This is a genomic window from Enterobacter sp. A103, assembly GCF_034427535.1.
GTDB classification, from domain to species: domain Bacteria; phylum Pseudomonadota; class Gammaproteobacteria; order Enterobacterales; family Enterobacteriaceae; genus Enterobacter; species Enterobacter asburiae_B.
On the sequence record NZ_JAXQPQ010000001.1, the window covers coordinates 396604 to 416806 of the forward strand.

The 20203-nt window shown below is 56.8% G+C and carries 22 protein-coding genes; 14 read left to right on the top strand and 8 right to left on the bottom strand.

Translation table 11 applies throughout. The features are described from left to right. Nucleotides 1–77 precede the first annotated feature (77 nt). On the top strand, nt 78–2042 hold the full coding sequence (locus SPH27_RS01905; RefSeq protein WP_033145519.1) for a peptidase U32 family protein: 1965 nt from the start codon (nt 78–80) through the stop codon (nt 2040–2042). On the opposite strand, the gene SPH27_RS01910 is transcribed toward SPH27_RS01905, so the two are convergent. Continuing rightward, nucleotides 2043–2273 (bottom strand): DUF2554 family protein, encoded by a 231-nt coding sequence (locus SPH27_RS01910; RefSeq protein WP_039262502.1) that lies wholly within the window; start codon nt 2271–2273, stop codon nt 2043–2045. 245 nt (nt 2274–2518) lie between these two features. On the opposite strand from SPH27_RS01910, the gene SPH27_RS01915 reads away from it, so the two are divergent. Further along, on the top strand, nt 2519–2881 hold the full coding sequence (locus SPH27_RS01915) for a hypothetical protein (protein ID WP_039262500.1): 363 nt from the start codon (nt 2519–2521) through the stop codon (nt 2879–2881). 164 nt (nt 2882–3045) lie between these two features. On the opposite strand, the gene SPH27_RS01920 is transcribed toward SPH27_RS01915, so the two are convergent. Beyond that, nucleotides 3046–3582: a dihydrofolate reductase family protein gene (locus SPH27_RS01920; protein ID WP_182072344.1), complete on the bottom strand. Its 537-nt coding sequence runs from the start codon at nt 3580–3582 to the stop codon at nt 3046–3048. A 40-nt stretch (nt 3583–3622) separates the two neighbouring features. Further along, the gene (gene ftrA / locus SPH27_RS01925; RefSeq protein WP_182072342.1) at nt 3623–4630 is read right to left on the bottom strand and encodes a transcriptional regulator FtrA; all 1008 of its coding nucleotides are present in this window, start codon (nt 4628–4630) and stop codon (nt 3623–3625) included. A 73-nt stretch (nt 4631–4703) separates the two neighbouring features. Here ftrA and SPH27_RS01930 point away from each other — a divergent pair, with 73 nt between their 5' ends. From SPH27_RS01930 to zinT, 8 genes are all read left to right on the top strand, one after another. Then, nucleotides 4704–5117, top strand: coding sequence for a rhodanese-like domain-containing protein (locus tag SPH27_RS01930; protein ID WP_182072340.1), 414 nt, complete (start codon nt 4704–4706; stop codon nt 5115–5117). Nucleotides 5118–5273: 156 nt separating this feature from the next. Further along, a complete protein-coding gene (locus SPH27_RS01935; protein WP_033145525.1) occupies nt 5274–6377 on the top strand; it encodes a cobalamin-independent methionine synthase II family protein in 1104 nt (367 codons plus the stop codon). 202 nt (nt 6378–6579) lie between these two features. Next, a complete protein-coding gene (gene urtA / locus SPH27_RS01940) occupies nt 6580–7851 on the top strand; it encodes an urea ABC transporter substrate-binding protein (protein ID WP_033145526.1) in 1272 nt (423 codons plus the stop codon). 22 nt (nt 7852–7873) lie between these two features. Then, nucleotides 7874–9448 (top strand): urea ABC transporter permease subunit UrtB, encoded by a 1575-nt coding sequence (gene urtB / locus SPH27_RS01945; protein WP_048981368.1) that lies wholly within the window; start codon nt 7874–7876, stop codon nt 9446–9448. After that, nucleotides 9448–10521, top strand: a complete 1074-nt coding sequence (gene urtC / locus SPH27_RS01950) for an urea ABC transporter permease subunit UrtC (RefSeq protein ID WP_033145528.1) — start codon at nt 9448–9450, stop codon at nt 10519–10521. Before urtB ends, urtC begins: the two co-directional genes overlap by 1 nt. Next, the gene (gene urtD, locus SPH27_RS01955; RefSeq protein WP_023311769.1) at nt 10521–11318 is read left to right on the top strand and encodes an urea ABC transporter ATP-binding protein UrtD; all 798 of its coding nucleotides are present in this window, start codon (nt 10521–10523) and stop codon (nt 11316–11318) included. Before urtC ends, urtD begins: the two co-directional genes overlap by 1 nt. 9 nt (nt 11319–11327) lie before the next feature. Beyond that, nucleotides 11328–12026 carry an urea ABC transporter ATP-binding subunit UrtE gene (gene urtE / locus SPH27_RS01960; protein ID WP_182072371.1) on the top strand — a complete coding sequence of 233 codons (699 nt, stop codon included), beginning with the start codon at nt 11328–11330 and terminating at the stop codon, nt 12024–12026. Between the two features lie 52 nt (nt 12027–12078). Beyond that, the gene (gene zinT / locus SPH27_RS01965) at nt 12079–12720 is read left to right on the top strand and encodes a metal-binding protein ZinT (protein ID WP_045888408.1); all 642 of its coding nucleotides are present in this window, start codon (nt 12079–12081) and stop codon (nt 12718–12720) included. A 46-nt stretch (nt 12721–12766) separates the two neighbouring features. On the opposite strand, the gene ydeE is transcribed toward zinT, so the two are convergent. Beyond that, nucleotides 12767–13960 carry an efflux MFS transporter YdeE gene (gene ydeE, locus SPH27_RS01970; protein ID WP_064672496.1) on the bottom strand — a complete coding sequence of 398 codons (1194 nt, stop codon included), beginning with the start codon at nt 13958–13960 and terminating at the stop codon, nt 12767–12769. A gap of 194 nt (nt 13961–14154) precedes the next feature. Between ydeE and eamA the strand changes: the two genes are divergently transcribed. Continuing rightward, nucleotides 14155–15060 (top strand): O-acetylserine/cysteine exporter, encoded by a 906-nt coding sequence (gene eamA, locus SPH27_RS01975; protein WP_048981364.1) that lies wholly within the window; start codon nt 14155–14157, stop codon nt 15058–15060. 32 nt (nt 15061–15092) lie between these two features. Here the strand turns inward: eamA and marB are convergent, their stop codons facing one another. Genes marB through marR form a run of 3 tightly spaced genes read right to left on the bottom strand, consistent with a single transcriptional unit; the run spans nt 15093 to nt 16180 of the window. Continuing rightward, nucleotides 15093–15311, bottom strand: a complete 219-nt coding sequence (gene marB, locus SPH27_RS01980) for a multiple antibiotic resistance protein MarB (RefSeq protein WP_029741246.1) — start codon at nt 15309–15311, stop codon at nt 15093–15095. 33 nt (nt 15312–15344) lie between these two features. After that, a complete protein-coding gene (marA, locus tag SPH27_RS01985) occupies nt 15345–15725 on the bottom strand; it encodes an MDR efflux pump AcrAB transcriptional activator MarA (protein WP_008502237.1) in 381 nt (126 codons plus the stop codon). Nucleotides 15726–15745: 20 nt separating this feature from the next. Then, nucleotides 15746–16180, bottom strand: coding sequence for a multiple antibiotic resistance transcriptional regulator MarR (gene marR, locus SPH27_RS01990; RefSeq protein WP_008502236.1), 435 nt, complete (start codon nt 16178–16180; stop codon nt 15746–15748). A gap of 255 nt (nt 16181–16435) precedes the next feature. Here marR and SPH27_RS01995 point away from each other — a divergent pair, with 255 nt between their 5' ends. Beyond that, complete coding sequence (locus SPH27_RS01995; RefSeq protein ID WP_023335699.1) at nt 16436–17101, top strand: MarC family NAAT transporter; 666 nt, start codon at nt 16436–16438, stop codon at nt 17099–17101. A 43-nt stretch (nt 17102–17144) separates the two neighbouring features. On the opposite strand, the gene SPH27_RS02000 is transcribed toward SPH27_RS01995, so the two are convergent. After that, nucleotides 17145–18341, bottom strand: coding sequence for a sugar transporter (locus SPH27_RS02000; RefSeq protein WP_182072336.1), 1197 nt, complete (start codon nt 18339–18341; stop codon nt 17145–17147). Between the two features lie 177 nt (nt 18342–18518). Between SPH27_RS02000 and SPH27_RS02005 the strand changes: the two genes are divergently transcribed. Together SPH27_RS02005 and SPH27_RS02010 are read left to right on the top strand one after the other, a co-directional pair. Further along, nucleotides 18519–19307 (top strand): PhzF family phenazine biosynthesis protein, encoded by a 789-nt coding sequence (locus SPH27_RS02005; protein WP_182072334.1) that lies wholly within the window; start codon nt 18519–18521, stop codon nt 19305–19307. Between the two features lie 27 nt (nt 19308–19334). After that, on the top strand, nt 19335–20126 hold the full coding sequence (locus SPH27_RS02010; protein ID WP_182072332.1) for a PhzF family phenazine biosynthesis protein: 792 nt from the start codon (nt 19335–19337) through the stop codon (nt 20124–20126). The last annotated feature ends 77 nt before the right edge of the window (nt 20127–20203 follow it).

Below are 20203 nucleotides of genomic sequence, written 5' to 3' on the forward strand. Positions count from 1 at the left end.
TACGCAAAACTGTTTCGCTGACGCATACTTCTGACTACAATAGCCGCCATTTTGACCATAACGGATAACGACGAAGTATGCGCCTGCAATCCCATCATCTTGAACTTTTAAGCCCGGCCCGCGACGCCGCCATTGCCCGTGAAGCGATCCTTCATGGTGCTGATGCCGTCTACATTGGCGGCCCGGGCTTCGGTGCCCGCCATAACGCCAGCAACAGCCTGAGCGATATTGCAGAACTGGTGCCGTTCGCCCACCGTTTCGGGGCGAAAGTGTTCGTGACCCTGAACACCATTCTTCATGATGATGAGCTGGAGCCTGCACAACGTCTGATTACCGATCTCTACCAGGCCGGCATTGATGCCCTGATCGTTCAGGATATGGGCGTTCTGGAGCTGGATATTCCGCCCATTGAACTGCATGCCAGTACCCAGTGCGATATCCGCACGGTCGAGAAGGCCAAGTTTCTCTCCGACGTCGGCTTTTCGCAGATCGTTCTGGCGCGCGAGCTGAACCTGAATCAGATCCGCGATATTCACCAGGCGACAGACGCGACGATCGAATTCTTTATCCACGGCGCGCTGTGCGTGGCTTACTCCGGTCAGTGCAATATTTCCCACGCGCAGACGGGCCGCAGCGCCAACCGCGGCGACTGTTCTCAGGCCTGCCGCCTGCCGTATACCCTGAAAGACGATCAGGGCCGCGTCGTGGCGTTCGAAAAACACCTGCTCTCCATGAAGGATAACGATCAGACGGCCAACCTGGGCGCGCTGATCGACGCGGGCGTGCGTTCCTTCAAGATTGAAGGGCGCTACAAAGATATGAGCTACGTGAAGAACATCACCGCGCACTATCGCCAGATGCTGGACGCCATCATCGACGATCGCGGCGACCTGGCGCGCGCGTCGGCCGGGCGCACCGAACATTTCTTTATTCCGTCGACGGACAAAACGTTCCACCGCGGCAGCACGGACTATTTTGTGAATGCCCGTAAAGGGGATATCGGCGCGTTTGACTCACCGAAGTTTATCGGTTTACCGGTGGGCGAAGTGCTGAAAGTGGCGAAAGATCACCTTGATGTCGAAGTGACGGAACCGCTGGCGAACGGAGATGGCCTTAACGTGATGATTAAGCGTGAGGTCGTAGGCTTCCGTGCCAATACGGTCGAGAAAACCGGCGAGAACCGCTACCGCGTCTGGCCGAATGAAATGCCCGCCGATCTCTACAAGGCGCGGCCGAACGCGGCGCTTAACCGTAATCTCGATCATAACTGGCAGCAGGCGCTGCTGAAAACCTCCAGCGAACGCCGTATCGCCGTGGATATTGAGCTGGGCGGCTGGGAAGAGCAGTTGATTCTGACCATGACCTGCGAAGACGGCATCAGCGTGACGCATACGCTCGATGGTCATTTCGAGGTGGCAAACAACGCCGAAAAAGCGCTTAACAGCCTGAAGGATGGCGTGGCGAAGCTGGGCCAGACGATTTACTACGCGCGCGCGATCGACGTGGCTCTGCCGGACGCGCTGTTCGTGCCGAACAGCCTGCTTAACCAGTTCCGCCGCGAAACGGCAGAGATGCTGGATGCCGCGCGCCTGGCACAGTATCCGCGCGGAAGCCGTAAAGCGGAAACCGTCCCTGCGCCAGTCTACCCGGACACCCATTTATCCTTCCTCGCCAACGTCTACAACCATAAAGCGCGTGAATTCTATCATCGCCACGGCGTGCAGCTGATCGACGCCGCCTATGAAGCGCATGAAGAGAAGGGCGATGTGCCGGTGATGATCACCAAGCACTGCCTGCGCTTTGCGTTTAACCTGTGTCCTAAGCAGGCGAAAGGGAACATTAAGAGCTGGAAGGCCACCCCCATGCAGCTGGTAAACGGCGATGAGGTTCTGACCCTCAAGTTCGACTGCCGTCCTTGTGAAATGCATGTGATTGGTAAGATGAAAAACCACATCTTCAAAATGCCGCAGCCCGGCAGTATCGTGGCGTCCGTCAGTCCGGACGATCTGATGAAAACGCTGCCGAAACGCAAGGGCAGCTAATTACCGAACGTGCGTGTCCGGTTTGCGCGACTTCTGCCACAGGTGGTGCTCGCGCAAACCCTCCGCCGACTCTTCCGCAGCGCTTCGCAACTCATCGCTGTCGGCTTCATGACGAAGCTGATGCGCCACATTCTTGACCCACAAATACTCGTGTCCTTTGTGCCCGGCCATAAGCTGGCCGGAAAACAGCGCACAGATAAGCATGACGAAAGATAACCCTTTTTTAATCATGGATTCACCGCTGAAAAAGAATGCGGGATAATCATGTCGATTATTTTTTAGGGTTATTATTCAAAAATTAAAATTAGCGAAAAGAAAATGTCAAATAATGTGGGTTCGGAATTACGGTTAAGATATTTCCTAAAAAAACCATGACGCTTTGTAAAGTACCATTTCTGGACCTCAATTAGATATTTGCATTAAGGATAAACCTTATATAATAGTAAGTCTCTGGCTAAGGAACAGGTCATTTCTAAATGAAAAAAATAATAGCGCTTGCGCTTCTGGCGGTTGCTGTTGTGGCCGCTGCGGGGATTCGTTATGCAGCTAATGACGAACCAGAATATATTCGTTCTGCGGAAATTCGCGTGGGTTCCTATTTAACCAGCGATTATGGTGGCGTTGCCTGCTCCAGCAAAAAAATAAACGATCGGCGCTGGGAATTAGATTGTACTCATCAGGCAAGAGGAAAAACATTCCAGTTTGCGGTGTATCCCTCTGAAAAAGCACCTTATGGTGTCGCTCGCTCCTTTTATCTTGAAGCCCTTAATGACGACGCAAAACAGAGCGCTGAGCAGGGGCTTATGCGTTATTTGCAGATCAATACCCATGCAGGTTAATAAGGTTGTTTAGCGTTCGTTAAGACAACAGGTGTTAGGTTGTAAGGGATCCGCAGCCCGGCCTCGGAGTGTCGGGACGTAGAGACCAAAACACAAATCTATCCATGCAAGCATTTACCGCCAGTTATTGGCGGTTTTTTTTTGCGCAGGCCGTCGCGATGGTTTTATGGCATCAGCCGATAATGTGACTGCACCAGACCCGAAGGGAAACTGCGGCTTGATACAAGCGTTAAATCGATATCCTGAGGAAGGGTTCCGAACAGCGGTTTTCCCGCTCCGAGCAGGACAGGAACGGTCGTGATCACCATATCGGCCACCAGCCCTTCGCGCAGGAACGACTGGATCACCTGTCCACCATCGAGATAGACCCGATGAACGTTCTGCGCAGCGAGATCGTCCAGCACCTCCTTTGGCGTGCGGCAAGAGAACTGCACTTTTCCCTTCAGCGCCTCCGGCACGGGCGTACCGGCCAGCTGTCGGGAGAGTACCAGCACGGGCCGTTCATAAGGCCATGCGTCAAAGGTCAGTACCTTTTCATAGCTACCCCGGCCCATCACGATCCACTCTTTGTCCGCGATGAACGCCTCATAGCCATGATCTTCTGCGGGATCGTCTCGCTGCAGCAGCCAGTCGATATCGTCATTCTGTCGGGCGATGTAGCCATCAAGACTAACCGCGATAAAAACGTGTGTAGTGACCATCAGGTGCTCCGTGTGCCAGTGTAGCCATAAAAATAACGCCTCAGCGGGCAGTACCCGGACGTGAAAATTGTTTGCGATACTGAGCCGGGGAAAGCGCGAACTGCTGGCGAAAATGATGACGCAGTGTCGACGCCTGACCAAACCCGGTCTGTTCAGCGATGCTGTCGATGCTCAACCGGCTGCTTTCCAGATAATCTTTTGCTCTCAGCAGGCGCTCATTGATTAACCAGCGCGCGGGCGTCGTCCCCGTTGCCGCCTCGAAGCGACGAAGGAAGGTGCGCTGGCTCATTCCGACCCGACGCGCCAGGGAGTCGACGCTGTGCGCCTCGATAAGATGCGTGTGCAGAAAATCAAACAGCTGGCCGAGACGCTGGCTTTCCCGCAGCTGGGCTACCGGACGGCTCAGCTGCTGTGGCTGTGAACCATCCCGGTGAGGGGGAATGACCAGCCGACGCGCCACGCTGTTGGCGGTTTCCATGCCATAATCCCGCCGCACAACGTGCAGACAGAGATCGATCCCCGCCGCGCTGCCCGCAGACGTCAGAATATCGCCTTCGTCCTGGTAGAGAACATCCTCAACCACGTCGATGTCAGGGTAGCGGACTTTCAGCGCGTCAATGTAGCGCCAGTGCGTCGTGGCTTTGCGGCCGTTCAAGAGCCCCGTTGCGGCCAGCACAAACACCCCCGAACAGATGGAGAGCAGCTGGCACCCTCGCGCGCTGGCCTGGCGTAGTGCCTCGCAGAGCGCATCCGGAACCGGTGAATCCAGACCCCGCCAACCGGGAACCACAATCAGGTCCGCAGACGCAAGCAGGCTTAAATCACCATCGGTAACGATGCGGATCCCGCCAGTTGCCCGAAGTTCACCGCTGTCCACGCTCGCCACCGCGAAACGATACCATTCGTCGCCCAGCTCGGGACGCGGCAGGCCGAAGATCTCCACCGCTACGCCAAACTCAAAGGTACACAGACCGTCATACGCCAGCACGACCACCTGCGGGCGGGCAATTTGTCTTAAGTTTGTCATCTTTTTGCTGTTTTCTGGCATAAGCGAACGCATTCACGGGCTGAATTTGTGGATAGAGTAGTGTTAACACAAACGCCAAAGATGAGGAAGGATCATGAGCTATGTTACTGAATTTCCGGCTGCCGAGCCGCAGGAAGCCGTTACCCATTTTCTGCGCCGCCTGAGCGTTGAAACCGACTGCGCGGATGTGCATCACGCCATCGCCAATAATGAGCAGGACTTCGTGCTGCTGCACGTGGTGGGCAGCCCGGAGCAGTTTGCCCGCCGTCACGTGCCCGGCGCACTGCACCTGCCGCGGAGCCAGATGATCGCCGAGCGCATGGCCCAATGGCCTGAAGGCACGCTGTTCGTCGTTTACTGCGCAGGGCCGCACTGTAACGGCGCGGACAGAGCCGCGCTCAAGCTGGCGCGCCTCGGGCTGCCGGTCAAAATCATGCTCGGGGGGATCGCCGGATGGGAGGATGAAAAGTTCGCCTTTGCCAGCAGCGAAACCGCCGTCGCGCTGTGAACATGAATTTTTTTCAACACCCGTGAAATTTTCTCGTTTGCCGGAACAGGACAGGTATGACATCTTTTTTGGACATTTAGACATCCAGAAGTCTAAAACTTCAAATGATGAACTATCACTGCTGGCAATTATCGCCGGCAGACTGAGGAGATTTCCATGCAACGACAGCACGCCCCGTACCGCGCCGATGTAGTCGGCAGTTTTTTACGCCCGGATGCCATCAAAGAGGCTCGCCTGAAGTTCGCCAGCGGCGAAATTGACGCCGGACAGCTTCGCGCGGTAGAGGATGATGCCATTCGCCACGTCGTTGAGCAGCAGTGTGCGTGCGGCCTGCATGTGGTCACCGACGGTGAATTCCGCCGTGCCTGGTGGCACTTCGACTTCTTCGACGGTCTGCAGGGCGTTGAGCGTTACGATTCACAGCAGGGCATTCAGTTCAACGGGGTACAAACCAAAGCCCACGGCGTGCGCGTGACCGGCAAGCTGGGCTTTGGCGACCATCCGATGCTTGAAGATTTCCGCTACCTGAAAAGCATCAGCGGCAATGCTCAGCCGAAGATGACCATTCCCAGCCCAAGCGTGCTCCATTTCCGCGGCGGGCGCAAAGACATCGATGCGACGGTGTACCCGGATCTGAATGATTATTTCGACGATCTGGCGACCACCTGGCGCGACGCCATCCGCGCATTTTACGACGCGGGCTGCCGTTACCTGCAGCTGGACGATACCGTCTGGGCCTATCTCTGTTCGGACGATCAGCGCCGTCAGATCCGCGAGCGCGGTGACGATGCCGATGAGCTGGCACGCATCTATGCCCGCGTCCTGAACAAGGCGCTGGAAGGCAAGCCGGACGATCTGACCATCGGCCTGCACGTCTGCCGCGGTAACTTCCGTTCAACCTGGATTTCCGAAGGCGGCTATGAGCCGGTGGCGGAAGTGCTGTTCGGGACGGTCAACGTTGACGCGTTCTTCCTTGAATACGACAACGACCGCAGCGGGGATTTCGCGCCATTGCGCTTCATTCGCCCGGGCAAGCAGCAGGTGGTGCTGGGCCTGATCACCACGAAAAACGGCGAGCTGGAGAACCCGGAGGGGATTAAAGCCCGTCTGGAAGAGGCGGCGAAATACGTGGCAAAAGAGCAAATTTGCCTCAGCCCGCAGTGCGGCTTTGCCTCTACCGAAGAGGGCAACAGCCTGAGCGAATCCCAGCAGTGGGACAAAGTCCGTCTGGTCACGCAGATCGCCAGCGAAGTCTGGTAAAGCCTCATCCACAGCGCTGCATTATAAAAGTGCAGCGCTGTGCCATTCTGAGACGTTCTCTTTACATCCTGCGTTCCCCTTCCTGAAATAGCGCTTCCTCCATTCTGGCATCCTTTTTGCTCCTGCTTCGCTGACACATTTTTTTCCGCGTCCACGCCGTAACGGACGTTTTCGCACAGCGTTCTTTTTCAGGAGTGAAAATATGCAGCGTCGTACCTTATTAAAAGCCTTTGCGTTATCCGCTTCCGTCGTGACGATGGGAATGAGTTTTGGCGTGCAGGCGGCCGATACCATCAAAGTGGGGATCATGCATTCTCTTTCCGGCACCATGGCCATCTCCGAAACGCCGCTGAAAGACGTCGCGCTGATGACCATCGACGAGATCAACGCGAAAGGCGGCGTACTGGGTAAAAAACTGGAACCGGTGGTGGTGGATCCCGCCTCAAACTGGCCTCTGTTTGCCGAGAAGGCGCGCCAGCTGTTAAGTCAGGATAAAGTGGCGGTGGTATTCGGCTGCTGGACGTCGGTATCGCGCAAATCCGTGCTGCCGGTCTTCGAGGAGCTGAACGGTCTGCTGTTTTATCCGGTGCAGTATGAAGGCGAAGAGATGTCGCCAAACGTCTTCTATACCGGCGCGGCTCCAAACCAGCAGGCCATTCCGGCGGTGGAATACCTGATGAGCGAAGACGGCGGCGCGGCGAAGCGCTTCTTCCTGCTGGGCACGGACTATGTTTACCCGCGCACCACCAACAAGATCCTGCGCGCGTTCCTGCATTCGAAAGGGGTGGAGGATAAGGACATCGAGGAGGTTTACACCCCGTTCGGTCATAGCGACTACCAGACCATTGTCGCTAACATCAAGAAATTCTCCGCGGGCGGCAAAACCGCCGTGGTGTCGACCATCAACGGCGATTCCAACGTTCCGTTCTACAAAGAGCTGGCTAACCAGGGGCTGAAGGCGACCGACGTGCCGGTGGTGGCGTTCTCCGTAGGAGAAGAAGAGCTGCGCGGGATCGACACCAAACCGCTGGTCGGCAACCTCGCGGCGTGGAACTACTTTGAATCCGTGGATAACCCGACCAACCAGGCCTTCGTGGCGGATTACAAAGCCTATGCCAAAGCGCACAAGCTGCCGAATGCCGATACCGTGGTGACCAACGACCCGATGGAAGCGACCTACGTGGGGATCCATATGTGGGCACAGGCGGTGGAAAAAGCAGGCACAACCGACGTGGATAAAGTGCGTGCGGCGATGGCCGGCCAGTCCTTTAAGGCGCCGTCAGGCTTTACGCTCACTATGGATGCCACCAACCACCATCTGCATAAGCCGGTCATGATCGGCGAAATCGAAGGCAACGGCCAGTTCAACGTGGTGTGGCAGACGGAACAGCCGGTACGCGCCCAGCCGTGGAGCCCGTTCATCGCCGGTAACGATAAAAAGCCCGACCAGCCGATGAAAACCGCCAGCAACTAAGCCATCACCAGGGAGAAACGTCATGAACGCCATGCGCATGTTCATCGCTCTTGTATGGCTTTCCGGACTGCTGCCAGGGATGGCGCAGGCATCGGATGCCGATCGTTTTGTTGCCGCCAGCCGCAGCCAGCAGGCGGAGTTGCTGACGCAGTGGGCCGAAGCGCCGGACGCCGCGAGGCTGCCGCTGCTGCAGGCACTGCAAAAAGAAAACCTCTATACCGACAGCCAAAAGCACGCCTTTGCGCAGCGCAGCGGTCAAATGGTCTCGCTCGGTGACGCTAAGTCGACCGAAGGGCCAGCCAAAGCCGTTCGTCTGACCAACCGGCTGCGCGTGCTGGCCGCCACGGCCATCGCTACGCATCAGCTGGTGAGTGACAGTGTCACAGAAAGGCGGGCGGCGGCTCGTCAGCTTCAGCGCGATGCCCAGCCTGGTATGCTCGCTTTTCTGGAAAAGCGGGTAAACGATGAAACGGACGCGGTGGCACGTCAGGCGCTTTTACTGGCGGTGGCGAACCTCCAGCTAGCCAGCCCGCAGGCAGAGGTGCGCCGCAAGGCCGTCGAGTTATTAGGGCAGTCTGACGATCCGGACGTGCAGTCCAGACTTACCCCGTTTACCCAGGCACAGACAGAGCCGGATGCCGGGGTGCGCGCCGCCGCGCAGGAGAGTCTGAGCCAGATCCAGCATCGACTGATGTGGGGCGATCTGCTGGGCCAGGCGTTTATGGGGCTCTCTCTGGGGTCGGTGCTGCTGCTGGCGGCGCTGGGGCTTGCCATCACCTACGGCCTGCTGGGCGTCATCAATATGGCGCACGGTGAGATGCTGATGCTGGGGGCGTATGCCACCTGGATGGTGCAGCAGGCAATGGCCGGGCTTGCGCCCCAGTGGCTGGCGCTCTATCCCGTTATCGCGCTTCCAGTCGCGTTCTGCCTGACGGCGGGCATCGGGATGGTGCTGGAGCGCACCGTGATCCGCCATCTGTACGGTCGTCCGCTGGAAACGCTGCTGGCAACGTGGGGGATCAGCCTGATGCTCATCCAGCTGGTGCGCATGACGTTTGGCGCCCAGAACCTGGAGGTGGCCAACCCGGCATGGCTGTCCGGCGGAGTGCAGGTTTTTGCCAACCTGACGCTGCCGTGGAACCGCATCGTGGTGCTGGGCTTCGTGCTGCTGGTGCTGTTCTTTACCTGGCTCATTCTGAATAAAACCCGTCTGGGGCTCAACGTGCGTGCGGTGACGCAGAACCGCAGCATGGCAGCCTGCTGCGGGGTACCGACAGGCCGTGTCGATATGCTGGCGTTTGGGCTTGGCTCAGGAATTGCGGGGTTAGGCGGCGTGGCGCTATCGCAGCTCGGTAACGTCGGGCCGGAGCTGGGTCAGGGCTACATTATTGATTCCTTCCTCGTGGTCGTGCTCGGTGGCGTAGGCCAGCTGGCAGGCAGCGTGGCCGCGGCGTTTGGTCTGGGTATTTTCAATAAAATTCTTGAACCGCAGATGGGGGCGGTGCTGGGCAAGATCGTGATTCTGGTGGCGATCGTGCTGTTTATTCAAAAACGCCCTCAGGGGCTGTTTGCGCTGAAAGGGAGGGTGATTGACTGATGAGCCAGCCGCTGACCTTAACGCTGGCGCGCAAAGCGCCGCGCACAACGCAACTTGCAGGCAGCCTGCTGGTGGTGTGTCTGCTGATATTACCGTTTTTCGCCTTACTGCCTGCGACGCATCCGCTGGCGCTGTCGACCTGGATGCTGACGCTGATTGGCAAGATCCTCTGCTACGCCATCGTTGCGGTGGCGCTGGATCTGGTGTGGGGCTACGCCGGGATGCTCTCTCTTGGGCACGGCATCTTCTTCGCCCTGGGCGGCTACGGGATGGGCATGTACCTGATGCGTCAGGCTGCGGGTGACGGTCTTCCCGCGTTTATGTCGTTTCTCTCCTGGAGCGAACTGCCGTGGTTCTGGTGGGGAACCCAGCATTTTGCCTGGGCGCTGGTGCTGATTGTGATGGTGCCAGGCCTGCTGGCGCTGGTGTTCGGCTGGTTCGCCTTCCGCTCAAAGATCAAAGGGGTCTATTTCTCGATTATGACCCAGGCGCTGACCTATGCCGGGATGCTGCTGTTCTTTCGCAACGAAACCGGTTTTGGCGGCAATAACGGCTTTACCGGCTTCACCACGCTGCTCGGGTTTTCGGTAACTGAAACGACCACCCGCATCGCGCTGTTTCTGGCGACCGTGCTGTTGCTGCTTCTGGCGTTGGGCACCGGATTTGCGCTGGCGAAGAGCAAGTTTGGCCGCATCCTGACCGCCGTTCGCGACGCCGAAAACCGCCTGACGTTTTGCGGCTACGATCCGCGCGGGTTCAAGCTGCTGGTATGGACGCTCTCCGCCGTGCTGTGCGGCCTGGCGGGGGCGCTGTACGTCCCGCAGGTGGGCATTATTAACCCCGGTGAAATGTCGCCGACGAACTCAATAGAAGCGGCAATCTGGGTGGCGCTGGGCGGGCGCGGCACGCTGGTCGGTCCGGTGATTGGCGCGGCGCTGGTGAACGGGGCGAAGAGCTTCTTCACCGTCGCGATGCCGGAATACTGGCAGCTGTTCCTGGGGCTGATTTTCATCGCCGTCACGCTGTTTTTACCGCGCGGCGTCTACGGTCTGTTTCGAAAGGGAGAGAAATAATGCAGCCAGCCGAAGGGTTATTCACCCGCCAGTTGCCCGGCGATCGTTACCGTGAACAGACCGACCCGGTGCTGCAGCTTGAGGCCATTAACGTCAATTTTGACGGGTTTCAGGCCCTGACCGATCTGTCGCTGAATATCGGCGTGGGCGAGCTGCGCTGCGTGATTGGCCCCAACGGCGCCGGTAAAACGACGCTGATGGACGTCATCACCGGCAAAACGCGACCAAAGAGCGGCAGGGCGATTTACGATCAGTCCATCGACCTGACCGCGCTGGAGCCTGCGGCCATTGCCCGCCAGGGGATCGGGCGTAAATTCCAGAAGCCCACGGTTTTTGAAGCGCTGACGGTGTGGGAAAACCTGGAGATCGCCATGAAAACCGATAAATCCGTCTGGGCGAGCCTGCGGGCAAAACTCAACGGTGAACAGCGCGACCGCATCGATGAGATGCTGGTTTTGCTGCGCCTTAGCAGCGAGCGCGACCGCCGCGCCGGGCTGCTTTCGCACGGGCAAAAACAGTTTCTGGAAATCGGTATGCTGCTGGTTCAGGACCCGCACCTGCTGCTGCTGGATGAACCGGCCGCCGGGATGACCGACGCGGAAACCGAATACACCGCCGAGCTGTTCAAAACGCTGGCGGGTAAGCACTCCCTGATGGTGGTGGAGCACGATATGGGCTTTGTTGAGACTATCGCCGACCACGTCACGGTGCTGCATCAGGGACGCGTGCTGGCGGAAGGTTCGCTTCGCGAGGTGCAGGCTAACGAGCAGGTGATTGAGGTCTATCTGGGGCGCTAAGGAGCGATGATGTTACAGGTTAACGAACTGAATCAGTATTACGGCGGCAGCCATATCCTGCGCGGCGTGAGTTTTGAAGCCGTCACCGGAGAAGTCACCTGTCTGCTGGGGCGCAACGGCGTCGGGAAAACCACGCTGCTGAAGTGTCTGATGGGGCTGATCCCGGCGAAAACCGGGGAGGTCATCTGGCAGGGTAAAAAGATCACCCACAGCAGGCCGCACCAGCGGGTGCACTCTGGCGTGGCGTACGTCCCGCAGGGCCGCGAGATTTTCCCGCGCCTGACCGTGGAAGAGAATCTTCTGCTCGGGCTGTCGCGTTTTTCCGCCCGCGAGGCGAAGCAGGTTCCGGATGAGATCTGGCAGCTGTTTCCGGTACTTAAAGAGATGAAGCATCGTCGCGGGGGCGATCTCTCCGGTGGACAGCAGCAGCAGCTGGCGATTGGTCGCGCGCTGGCGAGCCGTCCGCAGCTGTTGATTCTCGATGAGCCGACCGAAGGCATACAGCCATCGGTGATTAAAGAGATTGGACAGGTGATCCGCACCCTGGCGAACCGAGGCGACATGGCGATCCTGCTGGTCGAACAGTTTTACGACTTTGCCGCCGAGCTGGCCGACAGCTATCTGCTGATGTCGCGCGGCACCATTATCCAGCGCGGCCGGGGTGAAAACATGGAGCAGGAGGGAGTTCGCGGGCTGGTTGCGATTTAAAATGTTATAATATAACATCCGCATTCTTATAAAACGGAATGAGGGTGTTATGTTGGCTGCACATTTTGGGAAATTTGCCATGACTCTGGGGGCGCTGCTGGTCAGCGGCCAGCTGTTTGCTCACTCGCACGGCCATCAGATGACCGAAGCGGAACAGAGGGCGGCGAACGGCGTGTTTGAGGATAAGGACGTGAAGGACAGAGCGCTGTCTGACTGGGACGGAACCTGGCAGTCGGTCTATCCGTTCCTGCTGGACGGTTCGCTGGATCCGGTGTTTAAACAGAAAGCGCAGAAAGACAAAAGCAAAACCTTTGACGAGGTGAAAGCGTACTACCGCAAGGGCTATGCGACGGACGTGGATGCTATCGGCATCGAAAACAACGTGATGGAATTTCATAAGGGCAAAGCGGTCAGCCGCTGTCAGTATGATTACAGCGGCTACAAAATACTGACCTACGCATCGGGCAAAAAAGGCGTTCGCTACCTGTTTGAATGTAAGGATGCCGGCAGCAAGGCACCGAAGTTTGTTCAGTTCAGCGACCACACCATCGCACCGAAGGCCTCTTCGCACTTCCACATTTTCATGGGCAACACCTCCCACGAGGCGCTGCTGAAAGAGATGGATAACTGGCCGACCTATTATCCGAATGAGATGTACAAAGAGCAGGTGGTAGAGGAAATGCTGCACCACTGATGCTTTATTGCCGGGTGGCGGCTACGCCTCACCCGGCCTGGAAGCGCTACGCCACGTTGGGCGTTTCACACCACGCCTTCACGCTCATCCCACGCAAAATCATCAGCCACGCAATAACGATGGCGACCATCATGATGACAAATAGCGACCAGTGCGGCAGGTTGGTCAGGATAATACCGGTGATCATCGGGTTTGCCGCCGCGCCGAGCCAGCCCAGCGCCTGCGCGGAAAAATAGCTCGCCTTCATCCCCGGCGGGGCAATGTTGTCGATCAGCATGTATTCGCCCGGTGCATAGATAATCTCACCCAGGGTAAAGATGGCGGCAGCGATGCCCCAGTAGACCAGGTTTTCCCCGGAGAGCATAAAGCCACCCAGCCCCACGATAAAAAACAGGGTGGCGAGGGTCATCAGCGGGCGAATATTGCTGGCAGAGATCTTGCGGCCCAGCGCATATTGCAGCGTCACCACCACGGCGGCGTTGACGGGCAATACCACGGCGACCACCTTTTCGGCGAAATTACTGTCTGCATGCGCGGCCAGAACGTATTGCGAAATGCAGGTCGCGAACGATCCGCCGACGTATGACGCCAGCAGGCCGGAGAGCGTATACCAGAACAGCGCGCGGTCTTTCAGCAGTACCGACGGCTGCCAGGGCATTTTCTCCTCGGCGATATCCAGCGTAACGCTTTTCTGCACGAAGAAATGGATGAATCCGAGCGGCAGCGCGGCGCAGAAGGCTGCCAGCCAGAACGGCAGCTGCAGGCTGTACATCACCAGCAGGGTGCCAATCGGCGGCCCGATCGTCCAGCCAATGTTCAGAAAGCTGTAGTTAAGAGAGAAGACGCGCGCTTTCTGGCTTGCGGTGAGCACGTCGGAGAACCAGGCCTTCAGCACCGTTGAAAAGACGGAATAGGCGCAGTTGATCAGCGCAAAGAACAGAACCACCAGCGTGACGTTATCGACCAGCGGGATCGCGACAAACCCCGCGATAAAGGCCACGATCGCAATCAGCATGTAGCGCTTTTTATCAAACTTATCGGCAAGAATGCCAAATCCCAGGCTGAACACCACGCCGATTGTCAGCGCAATCGTCAGGGCATAACCAATATTCTCGACGCTCATGCTGTAGACGCGCGTGAGATAAATGGTCATGAACGGCAGCGTTGCTCCCCGACCGATGGTTAATAACAATGACGACGCCAGCAGCGCTGCGGTTGAGCGCCTGAGAGATGGTTTCATATTCCTGCCCGACAGTTGCTTATGCTTTTTTTAGACGTGTGTTAACAGGATTACCATGACATAAGGGGCTTGTATAGCACCTAATTTATCCGTAAGTGCTTCGCCTGACTGCCATAATTAATGATCTTCTCGCCGCGCGCTTTTTTCTGTTACCTTGAACTGTTAACAAATAATTAATAATTCAGGGGCAGGGTATGACGCGTAAAGACGGGCTGCTGGCGTTGCTGGTGGTCGTAGTATGGGGGCTCAATTTTGTGGTCATCAAGCTGGGGTTGCACAACATGCCGCCGCTGATGCTGGCCGGTTTACGTTTTTTGCTGGTCGCGTTCCCGGCGCTCTTTTTCGTCGCCCGTCCGAAGATCCCGTTAAAGCTGCTGCTGGGCTATGGCCTGACCATCAGCTTTGGCCAGTTCGCGTTTCTCTTCTGCGCCATCAAGTTCGGGATGCCGGCCGGTCTGGCCTCGCTGGTGCTGCAGGCGCAGGCGTTCTTTACCATCATTCTCGGCGCCTTCGTGTTTAGCGAACGTTTACAGGGAAAACAGCTGGCGGGCATTACGCTGGCGGTGTTTGGCGTGCTGGTGCTTATTGAAGCCAGCCTGAACGGCCAGGATGTGGCGCTGCTCGGCTTTATGCTGACGCTGGCGGCGGGGCTGAGCTGGGCCTGCGGGAATATTTTCAACAAGCTGATTATGCAGCACGAGGCCCGCCCGGCGGTGATGTCCCTGGTTGTCTGGAGCGCGCTGATCCCGATAATCCCGTTTCTGGCGGCGTCGTTTATTCTGGATGGTCCGGATGTAATGCTGAACAGTCTGGTCGAAATCGATCTGACCACAATCCTGTCTCTTGTCTATCTGGCTTTTGTCGCCACCATTGTGGGCTACGGGATTTGGGGATCGCTGCTGGGGCGTTATGAAACCTGGCGCGTGGCGCCGTTATCCCTGCTGGTGCCGGTGGTGGGGCTTGCCAGTGCGGCACTCTTGCTGGATGAAACGCTGAGCGCGCTGCAGCTGTTTGGCGCCGTGCTGATCATGGCCGGGCTGTACATTAACGTGTTTGGTCTGCGGGTTCGTCGGGCGACGCGGGTAAGCGAAAAGGCATAAAAAAAGCCCCGCGTCTGCGGGGCAAAAACGAATCAGAGGCCGTGCTGATTATAATAAGGCACGCCTAATTCGTCGGATTTGTCGCTACCAGCACCCATATGGTTAAAATCATAAGGCGACTGGTCATGTGCTGACGGCAAAATCATCGTATCAGGATTATTTTGCTGCGTTGCACGAGGGGTTTGCTCCGCGAAGGTCTGGCTGGAGAACAGCACCAGCAAGGCGAGGGCGGCGGAGGCGGTAACTTTCATGATTTCCTCGGTTACGTCTGTTACAGGCGATGATTAACTACAGTGTTTTAACGGATACAGGTATCGGGATTCGCCCGGCACGCTGGTGATTCGGTACTTATGAGGCGGCACGTCAAAATAGTTCTTGAACGTACGCGTCAGGGTCTGTTGCGATTCAAATCCGTAACGCTCCGCCAGATAAAGGATCGGCTCATTGCTTTCTTTCAGTTTCTGGGCAATTTCCGTCAGCTTGCGGCTGCGAATGTATTGACCTAATGAATGACCGGTCTCTTTTTTGAACATCCGTTGCAGGTGCCATTTGGAGTAACCTGAACGCTCTGACACTTTTTCAAGGGAGAGCGGCGATTCCAGGTTATCTTCGATCCAGTCCAAAATGCTATGAATGGTGATAGCGTCAGTATTGCGTCTGGACATCGTCATACCTCTTTTTCTGTTTACGGCAGTATTTTTTTGAGCAGAAGCTCAAGGGTTGCCACTTCATCTGCCGTTAAGTTTTTTGTTAGTTCCTGATGCAGTGTTTGTCCTACTAATTGATGACATTGCTCGCACATGGCCGCGCCATCGCTGGTCAGCTTCACCAGTACGCCGCGTTTGTCATTCGGGTTAGGGCTTCGTTCTATCCATCCTTTGCAGACGAGACGATCCAGCATGCGGGTTAACGCACCCAGATCGACAGAGAGCACCTTTTTCAGCTCAACCGGTGTGATACACACTTCGCAGCGAATGGAACACAGCACTTTGAACTGTGTTGCGGTGATATCCAGCGGTGACAGATAGTCGTTGAGCAGGCGATCTTTTTTCTGATTTACCATATGAATAAGACGACCCAGCGGAACAACGTCGTTAAAGATATCACTGGTGCTTTTCACAATGGTTGCCCTGGCAAGTAGTTAGTCACGGCAGATATTATTGCTCAGGCAAGTATAAGTCAACTGAATGAGTCAGCCGATGCCACGAATTGCTAAAACGTTTCATGAACTTTTTTTGAGGTCTTTTAAATCATATAGATAACTGTCAGTTATCTTTCCAGGACGGAAATAATCGTTGCGTTGCACCCATGGCTCAATGTCACACTTTCACCCTATAATTGCTGTGTTAAATATGGATAAGGACAACAACGCACTATGTTGGATTTAATAAAAGCAATCAGCCTTGGGCTGGTGGTCTTGCTGCCGTTGGCTAACCCGTTAACGACGGTGGCGCTGTTCCTCGGTCTGGCAGGGAATATGAACAGCGCCGAGCGCAACCATCAGTCGATGATGGCCTCGGTGTATGTGTTTGCCATCATGATGGTGGCTTACTATGCCGGACAGGTGGTGATGAACACCTTCGGGATTTCCATCCCCGGCCTGCGTATCGCCGGGGGGCTGATTGTGGCCTTTATCGGTTTCCGCATGCTGTTCCCGGCGCAAAAAGCGCATGAGTCGCCGGAAGCGACCAGTAAATCGGAAGAGCTGGAAACCGAGCCGAGTGCGAATATCGCCTTTGTGCCGATTGCCATGCCGAGCACGGCGGGGCCGGGTACCATCGCGATGATCATCAGCTCCGCATCAACGGTGCGTGACAGCGCAACCTTCCCGGACTGGGTGCTGACGGTTGCGCCACCGCTGATTTTTGCGATTATCGGGGTTATCGTGTGGGCGTCGCTGCGCAGTTCTGGGGCCATTATGCGCTGGGTAGGCAAGGGCGGTATCGAGGCGATTTCCCGTCTGATGGGCTTCCTGCTGGTCTGTATGGGCGTGCAGTTTATTATTAACGGCGTGCTGGAAATTATTAAGACCTATCATTGATGTGATTGCCGGGTAAGGCGAAGCCGCCACCCGGCAAGAAGGCTTACCCGTGCTGACCCTGTTCCTCCAGCGCCACCGGCCATTTACGGAAGATGAGCACTGACCAGACCAGCGCCACCAGGGCCGGAATGGCGCCCAGATAGCCAATCGCCGACATCGATACGTGCAGTATTACCTGATTTCCCACCAGCGCGCCCGCGCCAATCCCCAGATTGAAAATCCCTGAGAACAGCGACATGGCGACGTCCGTTGCATCCGGCGCCAGGGCCAGGACCTTCACCTGCATGCCCAGACCAATAATCATGATCGCCACGCCCCAGAACAGGCTGAGGATCGCCAGATGGCTTTCACTGCCTGCGGCAGGCATCAGCAGCAGCAGGCAGGCCAGCAGCAGACCGATAGCGCAGCTCACCAGCGTCGACGCATGCCGATTACCCAGCTTACCGAACAGCACGCTGCCAATAATGCCCGCTCCGCCGAGGATCAACAGCAGGATGGTGGCAAAGTTGGCGCTAAAGCCCGCCACCACCTGCACAAAGGGTTCAATGTAGCTGTACGCCGTGTAATGGGCCGTCACCACAATGACGGTAAGCAGGTAGATACCCATCAGCGCCGGGCGACGCATCAGCAGCGGCAGGCTTTTCAGCGAGCCGGAATGTTCGCTCGGCAGCGCGGGCAGCAGCTTAATCAGACATACCAGCGTAACCAGCGCGCCCATACCAATGGCGAAGAACGTCGTACGCCAGCCGAAGTATTGCCCTACGATGCGGCCAATCGGCAGACCCAGCACCATCGCCAGTGCGGTACCGGTGGCAATCAGGCTCAGCGCCTGGGCGCGTTTCCCTGCCGGAGCGAGACGAATAGCCAGCGACGCGGTGATCGACCAGAACACCGCATGGGCAAAGGCAATGCCGATGCGGCTAATGACCAGCACCGTAAAATTCCACGCCATAAACGACAGGACATGGCTGGCGATGAACAGCACAAACAGGACGATCAGCAGCCTGCGCCGCTCCATCTGGCTGGTCAGCAGCATAAACGGCAAGGACATCAGCGCCACAACCCAGGCGTAGATGGTCAACATAATGCCCACCTGCGCCGTTTCCATCTGGAAACTTTCAGCGATGTCAGACAACAGCCCAACCGGAACAAATTCTGTGGTGTTAAAAATAAACGCGGCGATGGCCAGCGTGACCACGCGTAGCCACGCAACCCTGCGGGAAACTGTGTTCGTTGTCATAGGGATGTCGGAGATTCGTTGCTGAAAAGAAGAGGAGACGATCTTAAAACGTCGAACGGCGAAAACTCAACCATTATGTGACGCAGATCTCAATATTTACCTTATGAAAGCGGTAGCCGGGAACGCCGTTTTCATTGAATATAAAAGAACAACACAATAAAAACAGGCGGTAAGACAATGCAGGAGATTGATTTTTATCTGGTAGATGCGTTCAGCGACACCTCGTTTGGCGGCAATCCGGCCGCCGTTTGCCCGCTCAAGGAATGGTTACCCGATGAGACCTTGCTGAAAATGGCGCAGCAGCATAATCAGTCGGAAACGGCTTTTTTCGTCTGCAGTAAAGGGGGCATTGAGCTACGCTGGTTTACCACGCTCACCGAAGTCAATCTCTGCGGCCACGCTACGCTGGCGGCCGCGCACGTGCTGTTTACCGAGCTGGATTACCCGGATTCGCGGATCCACTTTGAAACCGCCTCTGGCCGCCTCACCGTCAGCCGGGAGGGGGAGTGGATGACGCTGGATTTCCCGGCATGTCCAACCCATGAAGAGCCCCCCCCGCCGGAGATGCTCTCGGCGCTGGGTATTAACCGCTACGTTGAAGCCCGTAAAGGGCGCGCCTGGCTGATCGTTCTGGAAAATCGCCAGCAGGTTGAAGCGCTTGCGCCGCGCTTCTCGGTGATGACGCCGGGCGAGCATAAGGTGAGCGTTACGGCGCGCGGTGAGGGGAAATATGATTTTGTCAGCCGCTTTTTCTCACCGGGCGTTTCCGTCCCGGAAGACCCTGTCACCGGCTCCGCGCACACCATGCTGATCCCTTACTGGAGCGAAAAGCTGGGCAAAACCACGATGTTCGCCCGTCAGGTTTCAGCGCGCGGCGGCGATGTGGGCTGTGAGCTGAAAGGTTCGCGCGTGCTGATGAGCGGGCAGGCCACGCTTTATCTGAAAGGCACAGTTTTTCTGCGCTAAAAACCCATAACAAGAGAGGAAGAGACAATGCAGGAAATTGATTTTTATCTGGTGGATGCCTTCAGCGATAAAACCTTTGGCGGCAACGCCGCAGCGGTATGTCCTCTGGAAGAGTGGCTGCCGGACGAAACGCTGCTCAAAATGGCGCAACAGCATAACCAGTCTGAGACCGCCTTTTTCGTGCGCACCGACGGCGGGTTTGAGCTGCGCTGGTTCACCACGCTGGATGAAATTAACCTGTGCGGTCACGCTACGCTTGCCGCATCGCACGTCATTTTCGAATACCTTGATTATCCGCATACCGAAATCACCTTCACCACGCGCTTCGTGGGCGAGCTGACCGTCAAGCGCAGCGGCGACTGGCTGACGCTGAACTTCCCCGCGTGGTCGACGGAAGTCGTCGAAAACCCACCTGAGCTGCTGTTTAGCGCGCTGGGCATCACGGAGGCGAAAGAGGTGCGCGTCGGACGCGATTACATGGTGGTGCTGGAGAGCCAGCAGCAGGTGGAAGCGTTAACGCCGGATATTGGGGCCATGCTTCCGCTGGATAAAATGGTCTGCGTGACGGCGCCGGGAGAAGAATATGACTTCGTCAGCCGCTTCTTCTGCCCTGGCGAAGGGGTGCCGGAAGATCCGGTCACCGGATCCGCCCACAGCATGCTGATCCCTTACTGGAGCGAAAAGCTGGGCAAAATGTCACTCAATGCCCGCCAGGTGTCATACCGTGGCGGGGATCTGCGCTGCGAGCTGAAGGGCGACCGCGTGCTGATTGGCGGCCAGGCTACGCTGTACCTGAAAGGGCGAATCTTCCTGCGCTAGCTGAGTGACGCGCTATAAGTTAATACTATGAACCACCCCGGCAGGCCTGAGCTATGTTGATATAAAAACAGCAAGGA